Here is a 20,832-nt window from a genome sequence, read left to right as displayed (position 1 = left end):
AAATGATCAAATTTACCTAGAGAATCTCCTCCTACTTCTCCAAACTCCAACCTAAAGTGGCTGCTACTTGACCAGCTAATTCTGGAGGATTAAACAGTTTAGCTTGAAGGGGCATCGCATTGTTTTGATCAATCTATCTGTCTCTGATCATTAGAGTCATTTATCATCAAATTCGCTCTGTTGTAAACGACTTTGCTCCGCTTGTTTAATTTCAGCTTCTAAAAAATAATTGAGTAGAGTTCTTAAAAGTACTATTGCTCCCAAGTTTAAAATATCCTGACGAGTGGGCGCAACTGCTGTTCTGAGTATGTCACTAGCTACAGTAAATTCTAATCCTAAAACTAATACCCGTCCCAATTTGAGGCGAATTGATTCAGTGGCATTAAAACTCTGTCGAGAACGGGAAAATAACTGGCGGATATAAGCAAAAATACCCTGAATCACCGCACTACCAATCACTACTGCGGCGGCTATTTCTGTACCTGCTGCTAAATAGCCGACAATCAGCTTCAGCCATGACTCCAACGGACTACTTGATATTGCTTCTGTGTGACTAGGTTCAGCATTGAGGCTTAACAACAGAACCAAACCGAGAATCAATGCCAGAGGTAGGATAATATTCACTGAAGCAGGGCTGACAGGCTCTCGTTTCATTTCTTCTACTTCTCCAAACTCCAGCCCAAAGCTGCTGCTACCTGCCCTGCTAATTCTAGCGGATTAAACGGTTTAGCGATCGCACTCTTGATTCCCAATTGAGCATAGCGACGACGATCAGCAGCTTGGATTTTTGCAGTTAACAAAATCACTGGAATCTCCTTTGTGGCTGGATTTGCTTGTAAATTTTCAAAAGCTGTAAGTCCATCCATATCGGGCATCATCACATCTAGTAAAATGGCATCTGGTTGGTAAACTTCGGCTTGTATGATTCCCTCTTTCCCAGAACTTGCAGTTACCACTTCCCAAGCTGCGACTGTTTCCAAACAAATCTTCGCTACTTCTTGAATGTATAGCTCATTATCAACTACTAAAATTCTCTTTGTTGTCATTTTATTAATTACGAATTACGAATTATTCTGTCATTCTTTGCAACAAATACATCACTCGTTGTTCAAATTCATGAGTTGTAACTCGTCCTTTAGTCAAAAATTCTGTATGTCCTAATTTAAGTCTATGACGTTCAGACTCATCCAAATCCTTAGCTGAATAAACAACAACGGGAATCTGACAAAGTTGATTGTGCTGCTTGAGCCAATCTACTACTGTAAATCCATCTATTTCCGGCAAAATTAAATCCAGAATTAGTAAATCAGGCTTAACTTTTTGGCTGAGATGAATAGCTTCTCTACCAGTTTTAGCGAAGAAAGTTTCAATATCATGTCTCTCAAATAAAGTTGCTAACAAATCTGCCAGATCTTTATCATCCTCAACAATTAAAATTCTGACTTTTTTGGAAGGTTCAGCTACTACTTGTCTCAAGGAATGTAACAGAGATATTTCTTCTACTGGCTTACTTAACCAATCCACAAAATCGGCGTTGGGATTACTTTTATTAGGTTTGTAAACACTACAAATCACAATCGGTATATCGTGAGTATCTGAGCGTTCTTTCAATACTGCCATTGTTTCCCAACCATTCATCCCTGGCATCAGCAAATCTAGTAAAATCACATCAGGATGTTCGACAACTGCTAGAGCGATAGCATCCTCACCTGTAGCAGCGGTAATCACCCGATATCCTCCTTGTGCCAACAAAGTTTCTAACTCTGTGCGAATTACAGCATCGTCATCACAAACCAAGACGAGAGGATCATGTTTATTGATCATCATTGCTGCTGAGGTAGTAGACTGTTCCCAGTCTCCACTGTTGGGAGTGACTACAATCGGCAGCGTCACATAAAAACTACTACCTTCATTTAAGACACTTTCCACCCAGATCCTACCACCATGTTGCTGCACAATACTTTTGCAAATTGCCAAACCTAAACCAGTCCCTTCATGGTTACGGGAATCAGAAGAATCAACCTGTTGAAAGCGCTCAAAAATACTGTCCAGTTTGTCACTGGGTATTCCCCTGCCCTGATCCTTAATTGTTAACAGTACTTGATCTTCTTGTTGTTGCGCTATTAACCAAACCGTAGCACCAGCAGGAGAAAATTTAATCGCATTACTCAACAAATTCGTCAAAGTTTGGACAATGCGATCTGGATCAGCCCAGAGTTGAACAGATAAGCTGGAAATGGATAAACTCACCTCAGCTTTAGCCGCTAGAGGCTGCATAATATTCACCGCTGAAGCAATTAACTCCTCCAGATTGCAGGTTTCTTGCTCCATCTTCACCTTACCCGACTCAATTCGCTCAATGTCGAGGATATCGTTAATTAGCCTCACCAAGCGCTCAGTACTATCAGTAGCAATTTGTAGCAAGCGTTTACCCTGCGCTGAGTCTGTCGGTAGCATTCCACTAGCTAACATTCCTAAAGAACCGTGAATTGAAGTCAGGGGAGTACGAAGTTCATGACTCACCACAGACACAAACTCATCTTTCATTCGTTCTACTTGCTTGCGCTCAGTTATATCACGCAAAATAACTGTATAAACACATTCCTGATCAACATCTATTTTAGAGATAGAAGCCTCCGCCGGAAACTCAGTTCCATCTTTGTGACGACCAAATAGTTCGCGTCTTTCGCCCATTCTGCGGGCAGGATTGGGAGATTTACCAAAGTCCACCACATGATGTCGATGTTGTTCAGCAAAGCGCATTGGTAATAGTAAATCCAGCTTTTTGCCTATAACCTCTGGAGACAAATAACCAAAAATCTTTTCTGCACCTTGGTTAAATAAAGTAATTTCCTGATTACCATCAATAGAAATAATCGCATCATCAGCAATACCCAAAATTCCTTCAAAACGAGTTTGGGAAATCCGTAAAGCTTCCTGTGTACGAAGTTTCTCCTCTAGTTCTGAGCGTAAATGATGATTTACAGCCATTAACTCCGCTGTGCGCTCTGCCACTCTTAATTCCAGTTCATTATTAGCTTTGTGGAGAGCTAACTCTGCCTGCTTGCGTTGAGTAATGTCACGAGCTAAAAATTGTAATGCCGGTTTGCCCTGATAACTAACAGTAGCTGCAACAAGTTTTAAATCAATTACGTTTCCATCAAACCGTAAGAACTGTTTTTCATGTAAGGGAATTGATTCTTTAATTTTTCTCAGATGTTTGAGGTGTTCACCCATCTCAACTTGCGAATTTGGATGTACAAAGTCAAGTAATGATTTGCCTAATAATTCTGTCGGTTTTGTTGCACCAAATAGCTTTACTGCGGCACTATTGAAAAAGACTAAATTATCTTCACTTTCAATAAAAATTGCTTCTGGACAAAGTTCTACTAACTGTTCGTAATTTTCTTGACTCTGCTGTAGTGCAGTGCTGTGAGTTTGAGCCATGCGCCGCAGCAATTTTACCCGTTCTAAACGGTTGAGAATTCTAGTTACTAGTTCTGGTCCAATGATGGGTTTGCTCACAAAGTCATCAGCACCCGCGCTAAACACCTGATTCACCATTTCTGCGTCGTTATGGACGGTGAAAAAGAGGATGGGTAACTCACTCCATTGGGAATTGCTGCGTACTCTTTGGCAAAGTTCAATCCCGTTTGTATAGGGCATTTCTACATCTAGAATCAGCATATCTGGCTTTTCAGTTTCTAGAGTTTCCCAGCACTGACGGGGGTCACTCAGAGGAATCACCCGCAGACCCCAAGGAGTAAGTAAGGTTTGTAATAATGCTAAAATTTGCGGGTCATCGTCTACAACCAAGATATTGGCTTTAGCTGCTTCTGGGGCTAATTCTTCTGCCACAACTAAGGACTTTTTATTGCTGTTAGCTGCTGGTGGTGATAGGTTTTGCTGATTTTTAGTTTGGATTTCATGACGCAGTAGCTTAACCAAATTTTGTAGGTTGGTCGTATCAGTTACATTTAAGTTTTTACTAGATTTGAGTAACTTCTCAATTTTTCTGGCTAACTGTGAACCGAAGGGTAAACCGAAAGTTCCTAAAGAACCTGCTAAGGTGTGTGCTTCTTGGGCAGCTTGTGAACGCAATTCTGGGTTTAAAGCTGACTGTGTAGCTTGTTCTATGATGCTCACTTGTTGATCAACTCGTCCTCGAAAACGCTGCCAAATATCTGCAATGGCTGTCAAAGTTCGCTGGGATTTCAAATCAGCATCTTCTTCTTCTGTTTCTTGCAACTTTTCTTGTTCAAGTGCTTTCAGGCGATAGCCGATTCCATATACTGTTTCTATTAAATCACTATTAGCGCCTACGCTTCTCAACTTCATTCGCAGTCCTTTGATATGGGTGCGAACGGCTTCTTCTCCTGGTGTGTCTTCATAAGACCAAAGATGCTCCAAAATCATGCCACAGCTAAATACCCGACGATGATTTCGCAAAAATAATTCCAATAGGGCATATTCTTTAGGAGTGAGTGAAAGTAAATTTTGGCTATAAGTGACTTCACAGCTACTAGGATCTAGTCTTAAATTGCCCCACTCTAGTACAGGCTGTGAGGTTATACTCCCTCGGCGTAATAATGCCCGTACACGTGCTACTAATTCTTCTTGGTCAAAAGGTTTAACTACATAGTCATCTGCACCTGCATCTAAACCGATGGCTTTTTCGTGAGAGCGATCGCATCCGGTTAATAATAAAATTGGTACTGTCCGACCACTAGACCTAATTTTCCGACACAGACTAATACCATCTAGCTTGGGCAGAATTACATCTAAAAGAATTAAATCATAATCGTAAGCTGTAATTAAATCCCAAGCCGCATCACCATCTGTCGCCAGTTCAACGGCATAATTTTGGTTATTGAGAACTGCTGTGAGTGCATAGGCATTTAACTCATCATCTTCCACAATTAAAATCTTCATCTTAAATGCTTTCCTGATGTAATACTTTTAAAAGTTGGATATAAGGCAAAGTTTTATTTTAGAATAAATTATGATTAATTGGTAAGAACTTAAATAAGTTTAAGAGTATATCTTAAGTATTAATTTAAGTTAATTTTTCTAAAAATATATCAAGCTAAAGATATAGATTAATACGCTTACTTTTGAGAAATATTATAAATAATGTCGATAATCCATTTATATCCAGCTTAAGGGACTTCCAAATAAAAAATTCTCTAATTTTTAGGGTGGGTGAGGATAGTAGGCCGTAACCCACTATAAACTGAAGCAATAATGGTGGGTTACGCTGCGCTGACGCACCCTACAATTTTTGTTTTGGTTTTGGTTTTGGGTAATTTATTTTTTTTGTGTTCCCTAAAATGAGATCGTGATCTTGAATTTGTACCTTTCTACTGAGGAGAAAAATCCATCCTCACAAGTTCCTCAAATTTTTGACTTATAAACAAATTAAGTAAGCAGTAATGGAGGCATCTATGTTCAACAAGATTATAGCTGCATTAGATCGCTCAGAAATGGGACAGTCTGTTTTTGAGCAATCCTTAGCATTAGCAAAGCTAACATCGGCTAAGTTAATGCTACTGCACGTCCTATCTCCAGAAGAAGAGGGTAGCCCTGATTTGATGATAGCTCCCAACATTGACTATTATCCGGGCTGGAATGAGCAAAGTTTTAAATTATATCAACAACACTGGGAAACCTTCAAAAATGAAAGTTTGCAGATGTTACAGTCTTTATGCGCCCAAGCAAACACTGCGGGAATAAATGCGGAATTTACTCAAAATACTGGCAATCCTGGTCGCATGATTTGTCAATTAGCTACAGCGTGGAATGCTGACCTGATTATAATGGGGCGGCGGGGTCGTTCTGGACTGACGGAACTAGTACTAGGTAGCGTGAGTAATTATGTTTTACACCATGCTCCTTGTTCAGTGCATATTATACATTTTCCTGGCAGTATCAAACCAACAGAAGTAAAACCAGAAACGACAAGCGTTATCAGCTAAAATGATAATTGGTAGTTGGTAATTTGGGAATAAAATCCTAATTATCTCCACAAAGTCATCAGCACCCGCGCTAAACACCTGATTCACCATTTCTGCGTCGTTATGGACGGTGAAAAAGAGGATGGGTAACTCACTCCATTGGGAATTGCTGCGTACTCTTTGGCAAAGTTCAATCCCGTTTGTATAGGGCATTTCTACATCTAGAATCAGCATACGCTACGCAGACCTGCGGTTCAGGAGAATAAAGGCTTTTTTAGTCAACTTTGATGATTTTGATAAAATCTTACTTCTCTGTATTCTTCATTTCATAAGCATTCTGAACCAAAGGTCTGCGAAGCGTCTCCTGACTCCTGACTCCTGAATTCTTACATATCTCCAACTAATATTGCTCATCCCAAAGTTTTTCTAACCGATTTCTCCAAGCGGTTAAAACTTGTTCTCTTACTGCTGCATTTTGGTCTATTTCTCCTAATAATCCTTCTGCATAAAAACGATCTAAATTTTGCATTGTTGCTTGTAGAGATTGTCCTTGTTGTTTTGCAGCTTGAACAATTTGCCGGATGCGAGTTTCTATCAGTTGATTGAAGACATCATTGAGACCAGTTTCATATAAAGATTTAAGTCGAGCGATCGCACTAGCAAAGTCTGCACTAGTTAAAGTTCCGCTATTGTGCTGAAATACTCCCCACACTACCCCATCATAAACCGCGTAGCGTGTTTCTTGAGTATCATCAAAGTTGGCTTCAAGGAACTGTGTTAAAAATGGTTCGGCTTCTTGTAGAGGCATAATTGGCAACAATACCCGCAGCCAACTATTATCTTCTGAAACTAGTGCCAATAACCGAAAAGCAGAAGTTTCAATTTGCCAAGAACCAGGTGCTATAGTTTGCAAGACTTCTGCACCAAATAACTCGATTAATGTAGCTGCAATTTCTGCCTGTGTCATAGTTTTTTGTAAAAATTTTCAGATGGACGATTTCTTGAAAAAGTCATGGTTTTTATTGTTTATTGTAGCTTACTTTTGTTGATCAAATATCTACAGGATGCTGTCCATAATATGGTAAAGCCTCTGACCAATCAGGACGTTTACCTTGTTGCCAATCTAAATAAGCTAATTCTAAAATACTCGTCACAGTTGCCGCTAATCCAGTTGTGGCTTTAATTAGTTGATATTCTGTATGCCAATTCGCTAAAGTTTCCTGCCATGTTTCTGGTGTAAATACTGTATCTGTTAATAATACGATGATGCCAGAATTATCAGCGGCTATTTGATAAATAGCACCAAACACTTGCCCTCGTTGTGCTGGCATTTCTACGGCAATAATTGGTTGTGGTTTTGGGTTTTTGCTGTTTTCCTGCCAAGCAAAAGCGGCTAAAGTGGAAATAGCAAATACGGGAATTTCTAATTGTTGTCCTAAAGTCCGGGCTGTGACTACACCAATCCGACTGCCTGTAAAACCACCGGGACCTTTAGCAACGGCAATAAAAGCTAAGTCTACCCAATTTTGGGGTGCAATTAAATCAATTATATATTGATGGATTAAACTTGATAAATCACGTCCTAAATTCCAAACATGGGCGCGGGTATCATCTGCAAAATTACTAATTACTAAACCTAGTTCTGGTGTAGTGGTGTGCAGTGCTAAAGCGTATTTTGTGGTTGGGAGATGTTCTAATTGAGTTGTCAAAGTAAATATAGATTTTGAGAATATGAAAAAGTTAACTTTGGCGAAATTAACAATTTATAATTGTATCAGTTTTAGATACATAAAATATATAAAGAAACTTAAAATACAGCAGATTGCAGATAAATGAGGTATAGAGTCTAAATTCAAGGGCGTATTGCAATACGCCCCTACTCAAATCTAAAACTTAAGTCGGGACTAATTCACCGGGACGTAATTTAGCCCACTTACCCATTTCTTTCTTAAAGCTGAGACAACCGACCACATCCCATTCCATTTCAATTATTTCGTCTTTTGTGCGAATATTGACATTAATGGACGGTTCATTTGGGTCAAAATCGGGGGTTTCAGTCAAATGAGGCTGTTGGTGCTGTGCTTCTACTGCGTTGTAGGTTACACAACGGTCTACATAGTGGCAATTTACGCAAATACACATAATAGAACCAACTCCAGAAACCTTTATAGTTAATGTAGCTTAAGCCAAACTATTCAGCATGAGTTAGTAGGTTGATTTTTATGACAATGAGTAACTCAGTTATTTCTCGTCTAGCTGCCGAAAATTGGCCTTTTAGTCTGGAATGGTTGCCACAAGAAGCTTACATGGTTGGTGGGGCGGTACGAGATGCGATTTTGGGTAGAAATCGGGAATATTTAGATTTAGATTTTATTATCCCAGATAATGCTGTAAAAGTAGCGAGTGCGATCGCTCATCATTATCAAGCTGGTTTTGTTTTACTAGACGCAGAAAGAAAAATTGCCCGTGTGGTGTTTCCCCATGCTACGGCAGATTTTGCCCAACAGGAAGGAGATAGTTTAATCACGGATTTGCATAGAAGGGATTTTACAATTAATGCGATCGCTTATAATCCCCATACTCAAGAAATTATTGACCCTCTCCAAGGCTGTGCAGACATAGAAGCTGGTATCTTACGGATGATATCACCGGCTAATTTGCAAGATGATCCTTTGCGGTTAATGCGGGCTTATCGTCAAGCCGCCCAACTTGGTTTTACAATTGAACAGGCTACCCAAGCGACTATTCGTACCTTAGCCGCAGATATTAGTAAAGTTGCCGCCGAACGAGTGAGAGTGGAAATTGGTTATCTGTTAGGAAGTTCTCAAGGTACACCTTGGCTAACCGCTGCGTGGGAAGATGGTTTATTAGCTACTTTCTTTACCAATACTACCCGTGAAAGCTTAATTAAATTAGCCGCAGTTGACAAAGCCGCAACTTTAATTTCTCAAACCTGGCCACAATTAGGGGACGAATTGCAAAATTATGTCCGTGATACCGTCAAAACTACTTGGTTAGGTATTGCTAAACTCGCTTGTCTGGTTCACAAAAATCCAGAATTTGCAGAAATAGAACTACAGGAATTAACCTATAGCCGTGCAGAAATTCGCGCTGTCATTATCGCCCTGAGACTGTTCCCACAGTTCAAAGTAGTTAATTTGTCCCTACGAGAACAGTATTTTTTATTTCAGGACGCGGGAGTTGTATTTATTGCTACAACCACCTTAGCATTAGCAGATGATATGCGAGTAGAGGCGATGTCTGGCGATAATCCGCTATGGGTCTATGCACCCTTAATCAACCGTTACCTGAACCCTGATGATTTGGTAGCTCACCCCTCACCGTTAGTGAGTGGTAAAGAGGTGATTATAGCACTAAATGTTCCAGCTTCACCACTTGTGGGAAAAATATTGAGTGAAATTGCTGTAGCCCAAGCTGAGGGGAAAGTTTCAACGCCAGAAGCAGCAATAAAGTTTGCAAAGCAGTTTATTGATGGTTAGTGTGGGAATGCTTAATTGCTTGTCATTGAGTTTGACAAAAAAGATTTGAAAATCAAAATAAAAAATAAATTGCGATTAACTATGATAGTGATATAAAAGGAAGTTGCAATTCTATTGCCTGGATAAAAAGATTGTGAAATCACGTAGTTTGATAACTAGCAACTTGGGTTAAATAGGATTGAGAGTGGGTAATTTATAGAAAAATCATTATATTTGCGAAAAAACACATTTAAAACCTGGAAAATTACGAAATGTCAAAAAAAAATAATTACCCAGAGCAAATTGCTGCCGAATTATCCGTATTACCCCAACAAGAACAGGAAATTAATTCTACTGAAGAGGGGATGATTTTCCAGCTTGCTGATACCACCATACAGGCGTGTAATGCTTCTGCCGAGAGAATACTTGGATACACAACTGAGCAAATGCTGGGAACGACTCCCTTTAAACCCCCTTGGCAAACTGTTTATGAAGATGGGTCGATTTTTACAGCCGAAACTTATCCATATCAAGTTAGTTTACAAACAGGTAAACCATGCAAAAACATTGTCATGGGAATTTATCAGCCAACTGGTGAGCTAGTTTGGTTATTGCTCAATTGCCAACCTTTATTTCAAGCTAATAAAACTACTCCCTACGCAGTTGTTACTACATTTACTGATATTACAGAAATTAAACTCCAGCAATCTAAGCGTGATGTTTATATTACAAGCAATAAAAAACTATTAACAACCGCTAATCAAAATCAAATTGATAAGCAAAAGCTAGAGCAGCAAGTTGCAGAAACTATATCTGAAAACCGCAGCAAAGCCTTCTTATCGATGCAAAATTATATTTTGGAACTAATTGCTACTGGTACTTCTCTTGCCGAGGTTTTAACAACCTTAACTCAATCCATAGAGATGCTGTTAGCTGAAGTTTTTTGTTCGATTATGCTATTAGATGATTCGGGAAAAAAGTTGTATCCTGCCGTAACTTCTAGCTTACCTGAAAAATATACTCTTGCCATAATAGATGGTGTTGCCATAGGTAGTGATGTAGGCAGTTGTGGCACATCTGCATATACCAAAAAAACAGTAATTGTCTCAGACATTGCCAACGATATAAAATGGGAAAAATACCGCGATTTGGCACTAGATAATCACCTGAAAGCTTGTTGGTCTACGCCCATTTTCGACAGTCAAGGCGAGGTATTGGGAACCTTTGCGCTGTATTATCCCACAGTTCGCTCTCCTGAAGAATCAGAACAGCAACTGATTGAGAGAGCATCTCACTTAGCGGGTGTAGCCATTGAGCGTGAGCGATCGCAACAGGCATTGCAACAAAGTGAAGATCAATTGCGGTTGATGACAGAAACTATTCCCCAACAGGTATGGACAGCAGAGCCTAATGGTGAGGTTGATTATTATAATGAGCGGTGGTGCGATTTCACAGGCAAAACGGTGGAACAACTTAAAAGTGAGAGTTGGGAGCAAATTATTCACCCAGAAGACTTACCAAAAGTACAAGAAGTTTGGACTCAAGCAGTGCAGAATGGCAGCGAATATGAAGTAGAGACTCGAATGCTCTCTGCAAGTGGGGAGTATCGGTGGATTTTGGGACAAGCACGACCTTTGCGAGATCAACAGGGACAAATTGTGAAATGGTACGGTACTAACACTGACATTACAGACCATATCCAAGCCAGGGAAGCTTTACAAGAAAGCGAGTTAAATTTCCGCACTTTGGCAGATACCATGCCGCAGATATTCTGGGCTGCTAGACCTGATGGTTGGTTAGAATACTATAACCAGCGTTGGTTCGATTACACAGGCATGACTTTGGAACAAACTCAAGGTTGGGGCTGGGAACAGGTACTGCACCCTGATGATTTCCAAATGTGTATGGATCTTTGGTGTGAGTCTATTCGCACAGGAAAAATTTATCAAATTGAGTACCGCTTTCGTCGTGCTAGTGATGGGCAATATCGCTGGCATCTAGGACGAGCCTTTCCTCTACGTAATGACAAGGGACAGATTATGAAGTGGTTTGGCTCCTGTACAGATATTGACGACCAAAAGCGGGCAGAGGAAGCTTTGCGAAATGCCCTACAACAACAGCAAGCAGCTTGTGAAGCAGCTGAAAAAGCAAATCTGATTAAAGATGAATTTCTGGCAGTCCTCTCCCACGAACTGCGTACCCCACTCAATCCGATCTTGGGTTGGTCTAGGCTGTTGAAAACTGGCAAACTTGACAAAGCTAAGACTGATGAAGCCTTGAACAGTATTGAGCGTAATGCCAAATTACAAGTTGACCTGATTGAAGATTTGCTGGATGTGTCCCGTATTCTCCGAGGTAAACTTACTCTGAATATTTCTACAGTTAATCTGGCAACTGTAATTTCCGCTGCATTAGATACAGTGAGTTTAGCGGCTTCTTCTAAAGAAATTGCGATTCAAACCCACCTAGAAGCGAATATAGGGCAAGTAGCAGGTGATTCGGCACGTTTGCAACAAATTGTCTGGAATCTCCTTTCTAATGCTGTTAAGTTCACACCCCAAGGCGGGCGAGTTGAAGTCTGGTTACAGCAAGTTGGTTCAATGGCTCAAATCACAGTCAATGATATAGGCAAAGGTATTAACCCAGACTTTCTACCACATATTTTTGATCATTTCCGTCAAGAAGATAGTTCAATCACCAGAAAATTTGGTGGACTAGGGTTGGGACTCGCAATTGTCCGGCAGTTAGTAGAGTTACATGGTGGAACTATAGAGGCTGATAGTTCAGGTGAAGGACAGGGAGCAACTTTTATTGTCAGAATTCCATTAATATCTTCTAGTCCAGAGATGCTAACAGAGAAAAAGCCACAAGATGTATCTTGTAATTTAAGTGGGATTAAAATTTTAGTTGTGGATGATGATGCTGATTCACGGGATTTTATTACTTTTGTGTTGAAACTGTATGGGGCTGAAGTTACCACAGTTGCATCAGGATTTGAAGCACTGGAAGTTTTTATACAGTCTCAAGCAGATGTGTTAGTTAGTGATATTGGAATGCCAAAAATGGATGGCTATGAATTGGTAAGAACAATTAGGGCTTGGTCGTCAAATATAGGTAGACAAATTCCAGGAATCGCGCTGACAGCATTTGCGGGAGAATTTGACCAACAACAGGCAATGGCCGCAGGTTTTCAAATGCACATATCCAAACCAGTAGAACCAGATGCTTTAGCAGCGGCTGTTGCCCAAGTGGCTAAAATTAGTACTTAGTTCAGAAATGCTAAAGTTTATACGGAATTTTTGTTTTCTTATTGAGTTTCCGCCATTTCTGGATCTAAAGCATAAGTTTCTGCGGCTTGATCATAAACCCAATCATCTTGAAAATCAGCAGTACCACCCCAACCTATTAACGCCGTCATGCGTTGGGAAATTTCAAAAGCACCACCAGAACCTTGATTAGCCATTGCGTCAGCCCATTTAGGATTTAACAACTTGGTTCTGTATTCCATTCGCAATAAATCATCTAAATTGCGGGGTGTAGTATCTTTTGAAAAACTCTCCACAAAACTCGCTGTCACCTTTTTACCGCTTTGCTTTTCTGCGGCTTTTTTCAAACCGCCAGTATTTGCATAATATTCCTGAATATCAGTTAAACCATATTCTACCGAATCTATTTCTTGAACAATGCGATCGCTAGTTTTTAATAAAGTCTGCAATACTTCCGGCCTAGCTTGTCCCTTATCATTTCTACCATAACTAAAGACATTGCGACTTTCCCAAGTATTCCCCAACTCTTCCCCAGATTCCCAATTACCATATTATCAATTGATGTCCTAACTACCCTGTCCACGGCTATATGTAAAACATAAACTCAAATTCTAATATTCAGTATATTTACAATTGTATTATTCTTTAGTATCAGCATACTATGTAGCGCAATAACTTCTCATTATCTAAGCTATTATGAAATCTATTCTACAAACCTACGTAGATCAAGAAATATGGTTATTAATCAGAGATAAATGGTATTTCGGAGCAATTATCGGGGTTTCCGATGAATTGTTGTGGTTTAAACACAGAACTCACAACAAAGAAACAGAAGAAGATACTTTGTGGGAAAGAGTTGTCAAAATCAGTGAAGTAGTTGCTATTGATAAAGTTATATCTGTGATGAGTAGAAAACCAGATGTGTTTATGTCCCGGTTAGTGGAAACTGAGAATAACACAAATAATCATCAACAATAAATTGTCAGGAGTCAGGAGTCAGGAGTCAGAATTCAGGATATCCTGAATTCCTAATACTTACATTTATAAATGTTGATTTTCTTCTCCTTTAATCACGTGATAAACTGTTTTGAAAATTGATAAGCTTTGCAAATTTGCGCCATAGCGATCGCACTACTTTTCTTTGTTGAATTGTGTGCAGAATAATAAAAGCCAAAAATGTGTAGGCTAACCAGAAATGCAGACTTCTACCGATTTCTACCATTGCTGAATTTTTCGGGAAGATATCAGGTAAAAGAATGCCAAAAAATTTGACATTATTACTTTTAAAAGAGTTAGAAAGTAAGAAACCAGCGATAGGAACAGCCCACATAAAGATATATAAACTGGTATGTAGGGCAACAGTTTGAAACCATTCTGGTGTAAATTTAGGAAATTTTTTTGTATATTTGCGCCACCAAACACGCAACAATACTAAAATCCGCCAAGTGAGTACAGCCATTACTAAAATAGCCATTGATTTATGAAAATCATAAAGAGAGGGACGAATAAAAACCTCTCTTGGCAATCTGGACATAAATGTTCCAGTGATAAATATTATTAAATAACCAATTGACATCCACCAATGGATAGACATTAGGTGCTTAAATGCAGAATTTTGTCTAGGTTTAGGGGGTGTATTGACTGAAGACATAGATGATGATTGATGAAACTCTATGATTATGAAAATAGGTAAATTTAGTTTAGCGAAGATTTAAGTTATACGCTCGTCTTTTTGGGTTAAGGTATACTTAAGGAATTGGATAACCTCACGATTTACGTATATAGATATAAAAATAGTATTTAAATTTTGAAAAAATCTAAGTATTTGTAGGGTGCGTTACGGCTTTGCCTAACGCAAAGCTGATTTTCTCAATTTACTTGAATATCTTGAAGAACATTCTGATATTGAGAGTTTAAAAAATAAGTAGTTAAAAGTGGGTTAGCAACAGCGTCACCCAGCCTACTAATTAATCAAATACTACCTGCTTTAAAAATCTGTTCAGCCGTCAAATTCAATTTTGCAAAAGCTGTTGATACTATCAAATCACTACCTCTAAACTGAGTAACTTGATATTCTCCATCTATGAGATTGTGAACAGAAATAGTAGGTTGTTTAGGATTACCAATAAACCTGCCACTTCCTAATCCTAGATAATCTACAATCCAGTATTCAGAAATACCTAATTTTTCATAATCTCCCAGCTTTTTATAATAATCATCTTGCCAATTTGTACTCACAACTTCGATAATTAAAGGAATAGCGTCTGGTTCATAAATTACGGCTGACTTTCTCCAGTTTGGGTCAGTTGCTAAAATATTTCTATTGATGACTAACACATCTGGTAAATAGCTTGATTCGCTTCCTGGGGGTTTAACAAAAGTTGTCCTTGGTATTCCATAGGGTAAATTTAAGCGTAAATACTCAGCCGTAATTTTTTCAGCTAAAAAACAAATGATATCTTCATGAAAACCTACAGGTGGATTCATTTCAACAATTACCCCATCATGTAATTCATAGCATCCCTTATCAGGTAGCCATTCTATAAATTCGGCAAAAGTTATTAGTTTTGGTAAGGCTTGAAACATAATTTACCTACCTTTGTTAATTAAATTGTACTGTAAATGTGTTGGGTTGCGCGTTGCTTAACCCAACCTACATTTTTTAATTTTGAATTATTTAAACTGTCACTCCTTCCAATTCTTCATCACTTAATTCATACAACTGACGCAATTTATCTAACTTATCACCATCAGCTTGCCATAAACCGCGTCCCGATGCTTCTAACATTCTCCCCACAATATTTCTAAAAGCTTCAGGATTGGCTTTGCGTAATTTTTCCGCCATTTCTGGATCTAAAGCATAAGTTTCTGCGGCTTGATCATAAACCCAATCATCTTGAAAATCAGCAGTACCACCCCAACCTATTAACGCCGTCATGCGTTGGGAAATTTCAAAAGCACCACCAGAACCTTGATTAGCCATTGCGTCAGCCCATTTAGGATTTAACAACTTGGTTCTGTATTCCATTCGCAATAAATCATCTAAATTGCGGGGTGTAGTATCTTTTGAAAAACTCTCCACAAAACTCGCTGTCACCTTTTTACCGCTTTGCTTTTCTGCGGCTTTTTTCAAACCGCCAGTATTTGCATAATATTCCTGAATATCAGTTAAACCATATTCTACCGAATCTATTTCTTGAACAATGCGATCGCTAGTTTTTAATAAAGTCTGCAATACTTCCGGCCTAGCTTGTCCCTTATCATTTCTACCATAACTAAAGACATTGCGACTTTCCCAAGTATTCCCCAACTCTTCCCCAGATTCCCAATTACCATCAACAACCCTATCATTAACCAAAGAACCAAAATCACCAGAAGGATTAGAAAACAATCTTGCGGAAGAATTTTCCACACCTTGGGCTTTTAAAATCAAAGCGTGCTTTCTAATAAAATTCATTTCCTCCGGTTCATCAACTTCCGCAGCCCGTTGAAATAAATCATCTAATAATTCAATGATATTCACAAAACTATCTCGGAAAATACCCGATAGATTTGCTAACACATCAATGCGTGGATGTCCAACTTGATCTAGAGGTTTTAAATCATATCTAACAATTCTTCCAGTTCCCTCCTTCACAGGTTCAGCACCCACCAATTCTAAGAGAATCCCCAACGATTCACCCTTAGTTTTAATAGCATCCAAACCCCATAACAAAACCGCCACAGTTTCCGGATACTTCTTATTTTCATCTAACGCTTGAGAAATAATTTTCTTAGCAATTTCCTTACCCCGTTCAAAAGCAGCAGGAGAAGGCATACGATAAGGATCTAAAGCATGAATATTCCTACCCGTAGGCAACACCCCAGCACCATCCCTTAACAAATCCCCACCAGGTGCAGGAGGAATAAATTCACCATTTAAACCCCTTAAAAGATTGGTTAACTCATCAGTAGATTGATTTAATAATCTTGTAATTTCCTTTCTTTCTTCTTCTTTTCTTCCTTCGTGTTCTTCTCTTCGAGACACTTCGTGAACGCTTCTTTGTGGTTCGTTCTCTTCTCCAAAATAAGCATCCAAATAACCAGTTAACTCCTCCTGATTCGGTGCTTCCCCCAAAGTATGTAACCCAGAAGAAAAAAGACGATTTTCGAGAACTTGCAAATACTCATACAACTTCACCAAATAATGATCAAAAGCATGACCACTAAACATCCTCACATTTTCCGGTGTAAACGGAATACCCAACCGTTTCGCATCATCAAAAGGACAATCCACCTCCAAACCAGTATCAACAATCTTCTTACAAATCCCTTCCTTTAACAGATAATTCTTTTCTGGATCTTCTCGATATTCTGCAATCAAATCTCGTAAATTTACCAACTCCTTATATAAACCAGCGCGTCCATAAGGAGGAACATTATGAGAAATTAACACCCCATAACCGCGACGTTTGGCTAAAATTGATTCTGAAGGATTATTTGCGGCATAAATGTAGAGATTGGGCAGATTTCCTAACAGAATATCAGACCAAGAATAACCTGTATTTCCTAATGGTGAACCTGGCAACCATTCCACAGTTCCGTGCATTCCAAAATGAACGATCGCATCAGCTTGAAAATCATTTTGTAACCATTTATAATAAGCTGCATATTGGGGATGTGGGGTTAAATCTCTTTCAAACATTAACCGCATCGGATCGCCTTGAATTCCCAAGGGTGGCTGGACACCTATCCAGACATTTCCTAATTGCACACCACCAATATTAAACTCATCACCATAGGTTTTAATGCCGCTACCAGTGAGATATTTCCATTGTTTTTCAATGCGAGATGTAAAAAGATAACCTAACCATTTTTCTAATGTTCTAGCATTGACAGTGTTTTTATTTTGTAGTAGAGACGTTCCATGGAACGTCTCTACATTGAGGGGATTAACTTCATCTGCTTCTTTAATTTGGCGAATTAATTCTTCCCCATCTTCGGGAATTTCACCAACTGTATAACCTTGTTCTTTCAGGGCATTTAGTAATTTAATTAAACTGCGAGGAACGTTTAATAAAGCAGCAGTTCCTACCGCACCATAGCCAGGGGGAAACCCATATAAAATCAGGGCAATTTTCCGTTCAGAAATAGGTTTTTGGCGGAGGGAAACCCAACTTTTAACTCTATTAGTTAATCGCTGTAATCGTTCAGGAACTAAATAAATTTGTTCACCTACTAAACCACCCAGGGGAATTGTATCAATTGCCCCATCTAATTCTGGTAAAGAATACAATACAACACTTTGTAAACCGCCGATACCTTGCCTTGTCCAAGAATAAATATCTTGAATTAATAAAGGTGCAGCGACGATATAAGGAACATTTTTAGCGGTGAGAATGCGTTTAGCAACTTCTATTTGTCTTCCTGCTTCCATTGAACCAGCGGGGCCACCAACAAGGGGAAAACCGATAGTAGAAACTACAGCATCTACTTTCACTGCTTCTGATGAAAGTGAAGGAGTTTCAATGTTACCTATTTGACGTTGTTGGCTTTCGTAGTCGCTTGTCATCCAATCACGGACGGCTACGTGTCCTTCTACACCGTTGATAAAGATGGGTAAGGGAACTAAACCGGCTTTTTCAAAATAGCGAATCAGTTGGGGAATATAGGGCAATTTGGTGATGACGTGCTTTCTGTAAAGAAGAATTCCCACAACTGGTGAATTTTCTCTTCCCTGTTCCCTGTTCCCTGTTCCCTGTTCCCTTTTTTCATACCATTCTAAGTATACTTTGGGTGATGTAAAAAACCCTTGATAGTCGGGATGTAATAATCCCATGTTGGGGGTTTCGATGGGTGGCGGTATATCGCCGACTTTCAAATCTAAGTATTTTTCCGCAATTGTCCAAAATAAGGAAGCGACGTTTTCTGAACCGCCGGCGTTCCAGTAACCATAGATAATTAACCAGTTGCGTAAGTCTTGGACTTTCTGCACTGGCACGAATTTTAATAACTTGGGTCCGATTTTTAAGAAACTGATATAACCGGCGAGTTTGTCTTCTTCTTTACCGTTGCTGAATTTGTCAAGGATGAATTTAACGGGTTTGGGCATTCCTTTGGGTTTGTCACCAATGGAAAATGCACCGATTTTGGTTAAACTCATCAATTCCAGTGCTGACTCGAAAATGAGACGAATGGGGATGTTAGCGACACGCTCCCGCAACCACACAACTTGGTCATAATCGAAGAGTAAACTGCCAAAGAAAACGTCTGCGTCTTTGAGTGCTGCTTCTACTTCCGTGCGATTAGTGGTAATATTGCGATCGCTAAAAACTCGAATATCCAACTCTGGACACCGAGAATTAGCCACAAAAGCCGCTTTCCGGTACAAATCCGCGTTAAACGATTCAAACCCAGCAATCAAGACAATGCGTTTCATGCGCTTTTGCTACGAAATATTTCTTTACCTTGATCTTAAACATTGTTGGGGATTAATGGGGGAATCTCTACCTAGAGATTAAAATAATGTCTATGCTTTTTGGAACTAAATTAACAAGTAGCAGACTACTGGAATACTGGGAAAGTCAATTAAGGAGATACAAATGAAATTCGGCATTGATATTGGTCATAACTGCCCTCCCGATACCGGCGCAAATGGTATTAAATCCGAAGATAGATTAACAACGGAGGTGGGCAATAAGGTTATAGATAAATTAAAAAGTCTAGGACATACAGTTATTCCCTGTAAACCAAATAGCGCTCGGACAGTAAGTCAATCTTTAGGTAGTCGCTGTAATATCGCCAATAGTAACAGAGTAGATGTATTTGTATCTATTCATTTTAATGCTTTCAATGGCAAAGCTAATGGGGCAGAAATATTTGCTATGAGTGATGCTGGCAGAAAAATTGCCCAACCAGTATTAAACGAAATCATCAAGTTAGGATTTTTTAATCGCGGTGTTAAAAATGGTTCTCACTTATATGTTCTCAGAAGAACAAATATGCCGGGAATTCTTGTAGAATGTTGCTTCATTGATTCCGCCAAAGATATGCAACTATATGATGGTGAAGCAATGGCTAATGCTATAGTTGCTGGCTTAACAGGTAAAGTAGCAACAACTCCTGTAAGTCCTAAGCCTATAAATCCTCCTCCTAACGTACCTGCAAATCCTGTTCCTAATGCTCCTGTCAATACTATTACAGGTGAAGAAGAGAACAAAGATAGAAGCATTCTCAGACTACAACAGACTTTAAACCGCCTGAAAATTACTGATAGAAATAATAAGCCTCTCGTAGAAGATAATAGCATGGGACCAGCTACATCTTCGGCTACGGAAAAATTCCAAAGAGTTGTGGGAGTTTTAGCAACAGGAATGGCAAGCAAGACCACATGGGATGCCATAAATGAAATATTATCTAAACGAGTCGTCGCCGGAACCAAAGCTACCGGAGCGATTGTTAGATACTTGCAATATCGTGTTGGTGCTGTATCTGATGGTATCTACGGCCCACAGACACAAGGGGCAATTAAGAAATTTCAACAGCAAAATGGTTTAACTGCTGATGGCATTGTCGGAGTAATGACTTGGCAGAAATTAATAGGTTAGATTGAGGAACTGCTGGGAACTGGGGACTGGGAAAGAACTCTTACCAATTCTTTTCCCCATCACCCAGCTAAAATTCTGAAAACAGAGTGCATAAACTGAAAAAGGTCAACCTATAAGTCAGTGAAGGGGATAAAACCCCAGCAAAAAAACGACTTCTTAGGAGTATGACTATGAAATTCCGTCACTTCACTGGCTCTTTGTTAACAGCTACCGCACTACTAACCACTACATTACCCGCTTTCGCCGGCCCCTTTGAAATCAAGCCTGCTGGTGTTTTTGCTCCCGCAACTATCACCCCCGGAACATCCATAGGAAATGGAACTCCCAGCACCTCCACTCCTAGCAACCCAATTGGTACTAGTGAAGTTCAAGGATTAGGAGATCATCAATCTTGGGTAGATCCCAAAACCCTCGCCAAAGACCCCCGCGCCCTATGTAGTGATGTGGGCTTGGGTAACAATACTCGCAACAGTTCCAGTAAACTGGCCCTAGCCACCTCTACCAGCACTCGTTCCAGTTCTGCTGGTAGCCATAATAATGGCGGTGG

15 protein-coding genes and 2 pseudogenes are annotated in these 20,832 nt (G+C 39.5%); 6 read left to right on the top strand and 11 right to left on the bottom strand.

Translation table 11 applies throughout. The features are described from left to right. Nucleotides 1–156: 156 nt before the first annotated feature. From A9Y75_RS11625 to A9Y75_RS11615, 3 genes are read right to left on the bottom strand one after another with little or no spacing between them, the layout of a single operon-like run. On the bottom strand, nucleotides 157–654 hold the full coding sequence (locus A9Y75_RS11625) for a DUF1622 domain-containing protein (protein ID WP_071189733.1): 498 nt from the start codon (nucleotides 652–654) through the stop codon (nucleotides 157–159). A gap of 5 nt (nucleotides 655–659) precedes the next feature. Continuing rightward, the gene (locus A9Y75_RS11620) at nucleotides 660–1,046 is read right to left on the bottom strand and encodes a response regulator (protein WP_071189732.1); all 387 of its coding nucleotides are present in this window, start codon (nucleotides 1,044–1,046) and stop codon (nucleotides 660–662) included. A gap of 22 nt (nucleotides 1,047–1,068) precedes the next feature. Further along, nucleotides 1,069–4,932: a response regulator gene (locus A9Y75_RS11615; protein WP_071189731.1), complete on the bottom strand. Its 3,864-nt coding sequence runs from the start codon at nucleotides 4,930–4,932 to the stop codon at nucleotides 1,069–1,071. A gap of 512 nt (nucleotides 4,933–5,444) precedes the next feature. Here A9Y75_RS11615 and A9Y75_RS11610 point away from each other — a divergent pair. Beyond that, nucleotides 5,445–5,975 (top strand): universal stress protein, encoded by a 531-nt coding sequence (locus A9Y75_RS11610; protein ID WP_071189730.1) that lies wholly within the window; start codon nucleotides 5,445–5,447, stop codon nucleotides 5,973–5,975. Here A9Y75_RS11610 and A9Y75_RS29560 read toward each other — a convergent pair. The 4 genes from A9Y75_RS29560 to A9Y75_RS11595 all read right to left on the bottom strand — a co-directional run bounded on the left by A9Y75_RS29560 (nucleotide 5,898) and on the right by A9Y75_RS11595 (nucleotide 8,096). Further along, nucleotides 5,898–6,188, bottom strand: a complete 291-nt coding sequence (locus tag A9Y75_RS29560) for a response regulator (protein WP_083389567.1) — start codon at nucleotides 6,186–6,188, stop codon at nucleotides 5,898–5,900. The genes A9Y75_RS11610 and A9Y75_RS29560 overlap by 78 nt on opposite strands. A 166-nt stretch (nucleotides 6,189–6,354) precedes the next feature. Then, complete coding sequence (locus tag A9Y75_RS11605; RefSeq protein ID WP_071189729.1) at nucleotides 6,355–6,921, bottom strand: hypothetical protein; 567 nt, start codon at nucleotides 6,919–6,921, stop codon at nucleotides 6,355–6,357. Between the two features lie 82 nt (nucleotides 6,922–7,003). Continuing rightward, nucleotides 7,004–7,663, bottom strand: coding sequence for a tRNA (adenosine(37)-N6)-threonylcarbamoyltransferase complex dimerization subunit type 1 TsaB (gene tsaB / locus A9Y75_RS11600; RefSeq protein WP_071189728.1), 660 nt, complete (start codon nucleotides 7,661–7,663; stop codon nucleotides 7,004–7,006). A 184-nt stretch (nucleotides 7,664–7,847) separates the two neighbouring features. Beyond that, nucleotides 7,848–8,096, bottom strand: coding sequence for a Ycf34 family protein (locus tag A9Y75_RS11595; protein ID WP_016952413.1), 249 nt, complete (start codon nucleotides 8,094–8,096; stop codon nucleotides 7,848–7,850). An 86-nt stretch (nucleotides 8,097–8,182) separates the two neighbouring features. On the opposite strand from A9Y75_RS11595, the gene A9Y75_RS11590 reads away from it, so the two are divergent. Continuing rightward, a complete protein-coding gene (locus A9Y75_RS11590; RefSeq protein ID WP_071189727.1) occupies nucleotides 8,183–9,454 on the top strand; it encodes a CCA tRNA nucleotidyltransferase in 1,272 nt (423 codons plus the stop codon). Nucleotides 9,455–9,705: 251 nt separating this feature from the next. Then, the gene (locus tag A9Y75_RS11585) at nucleotides 9,706–12,702 is read left to right on the top strand and encodes a PAS domain S-box protein (protein WP_071189726.1); all 2,997 of its coding nucleotides are present in this window, start codon (nucleotides 9,706–9,708) and stop codon (nucleotides 12,700–12,702) included. A 50-nt stretch (nucleotides 12,703–12,752) separates the two neighbouring features. Here the strand turns inward: A9Y75_RS11585 and A9Y75_RS11580 are convergent. After that, nucleotides 12,753–13,247, bottom strand: a pseudogene (locus tag A9Y75_RS11580) (cobaltochelatase subunit CobN); the annotation flags it as partial. 148 nt (nucleotides 13,248–13,395) lie between these two features. On the opposite strand from A9Y75_RS11580, the gene A9Y75_RS11575 reads away from it, so the two are divergent. Continuing rightward, on the top strand, nucleotides 13,396–13,677 hold the full coding sequence (locus tag A9Y75_RS11575) for a hypothetical protein (protein ID WP_071189724.1): 282 nt from the start codon (nucleotides 13,396–13,398) through the stop codon (nucleotides 13,675–13,677). A gap of 88 nt (nucleotides 13,678–13,765) precedes the next feature. On the opposite strand, the gene A9Y75_RS11570 is transcribed toward A9Y75_RS11575, so the two are convergent. The 3 genes from A9Y75_RS11570 to bchH all read right to left on the bottom strand — a co-directional run bounded on the left by A9Y75_RS11570 (nucleotide 13,766) and on the right by bchH (nucleotide 19,117). Further along, the gene (locus A9Y75_RS11570) at nucleotides 13,766–14,293 is read right to left on the bottom strand and encodes a cytochrome b (RefSeq protein WP_269086298.1); all 528 of its coding nucleotides are present in this window, start codon (nucleotides 14,291–14,293) and stop codon (nucleotides 13,766–13,768) included. A gap of 377 nt (nucleotides 14,294–14,670) precedes the next feature. Next, nucleotides 14,671–15,285, bottom strand: a complete 615-nt coding sequence (locus tag A9Y75_RS11565; RefSeq protein WP_071189722.1) for a Uma2 family endonuclease — start codon at nucleotides 15,283–15,285, stop codon at nucleotides 14,671–14,673. A gap of 91 nt (nucleotides 15,286–15,376) precedes the next feature. Continuing rightward, on the bottom strand, nucleotides 15,377–19,117 hold the full coding sequence (gene bchH, locus A9Y75_RS11560) for a magnesium chelatase subunit H (RefSeq protein ID WP_071189721.1): 3,741 nt from the start codon (nucleotides 19,115–19,117) through the stop codon (nucleotides 15,377–15,379). A 163-nt stretch (nucleotides 19,118–19,280) separates the two neighbouring features. On the opposite strand from bchH, the gene A9Y75_RS11555 reads away from it, so the two are divergent. Both A9Y75_RS11555 and A9Y75_RS11550 read left to right on the top strand, forming a co-directional pair. Further along, on the top strand, nucleotides 19,281–20,285 hold the full coding sequence (locus A9Y75_RS11555; protein ID WP_071189720.1) for an N-acetylmuramoyl-L-alanine amidase: 1,005 nt from the start codon (nucleotides 19,281–19,283) through the stop codon (nucleotides 20,283–20,285). A 170-nt stretch (nucleotides 20,286–20,455) separates the two neighbouring features. Beyond that, a pseudogene (locus tag A9Y75_RS11550) lies at nucleotides 20,456–20,832 on the top strand (hypothetical protein); the annotation flags it as partial.

The organism is Trichormus sp. NMC-1, from assembly GCF_001858025.1.
GTDB lineage: Bacteria > Cyanobacteriota > Cyanobacteriia > Cyanobacteriales > Nostocaceae > Anabaena.
Note: the sequence above shows the minus strand (reverse complement) of the source record. Positions and strands in the feature narration are given on the sequence as shown.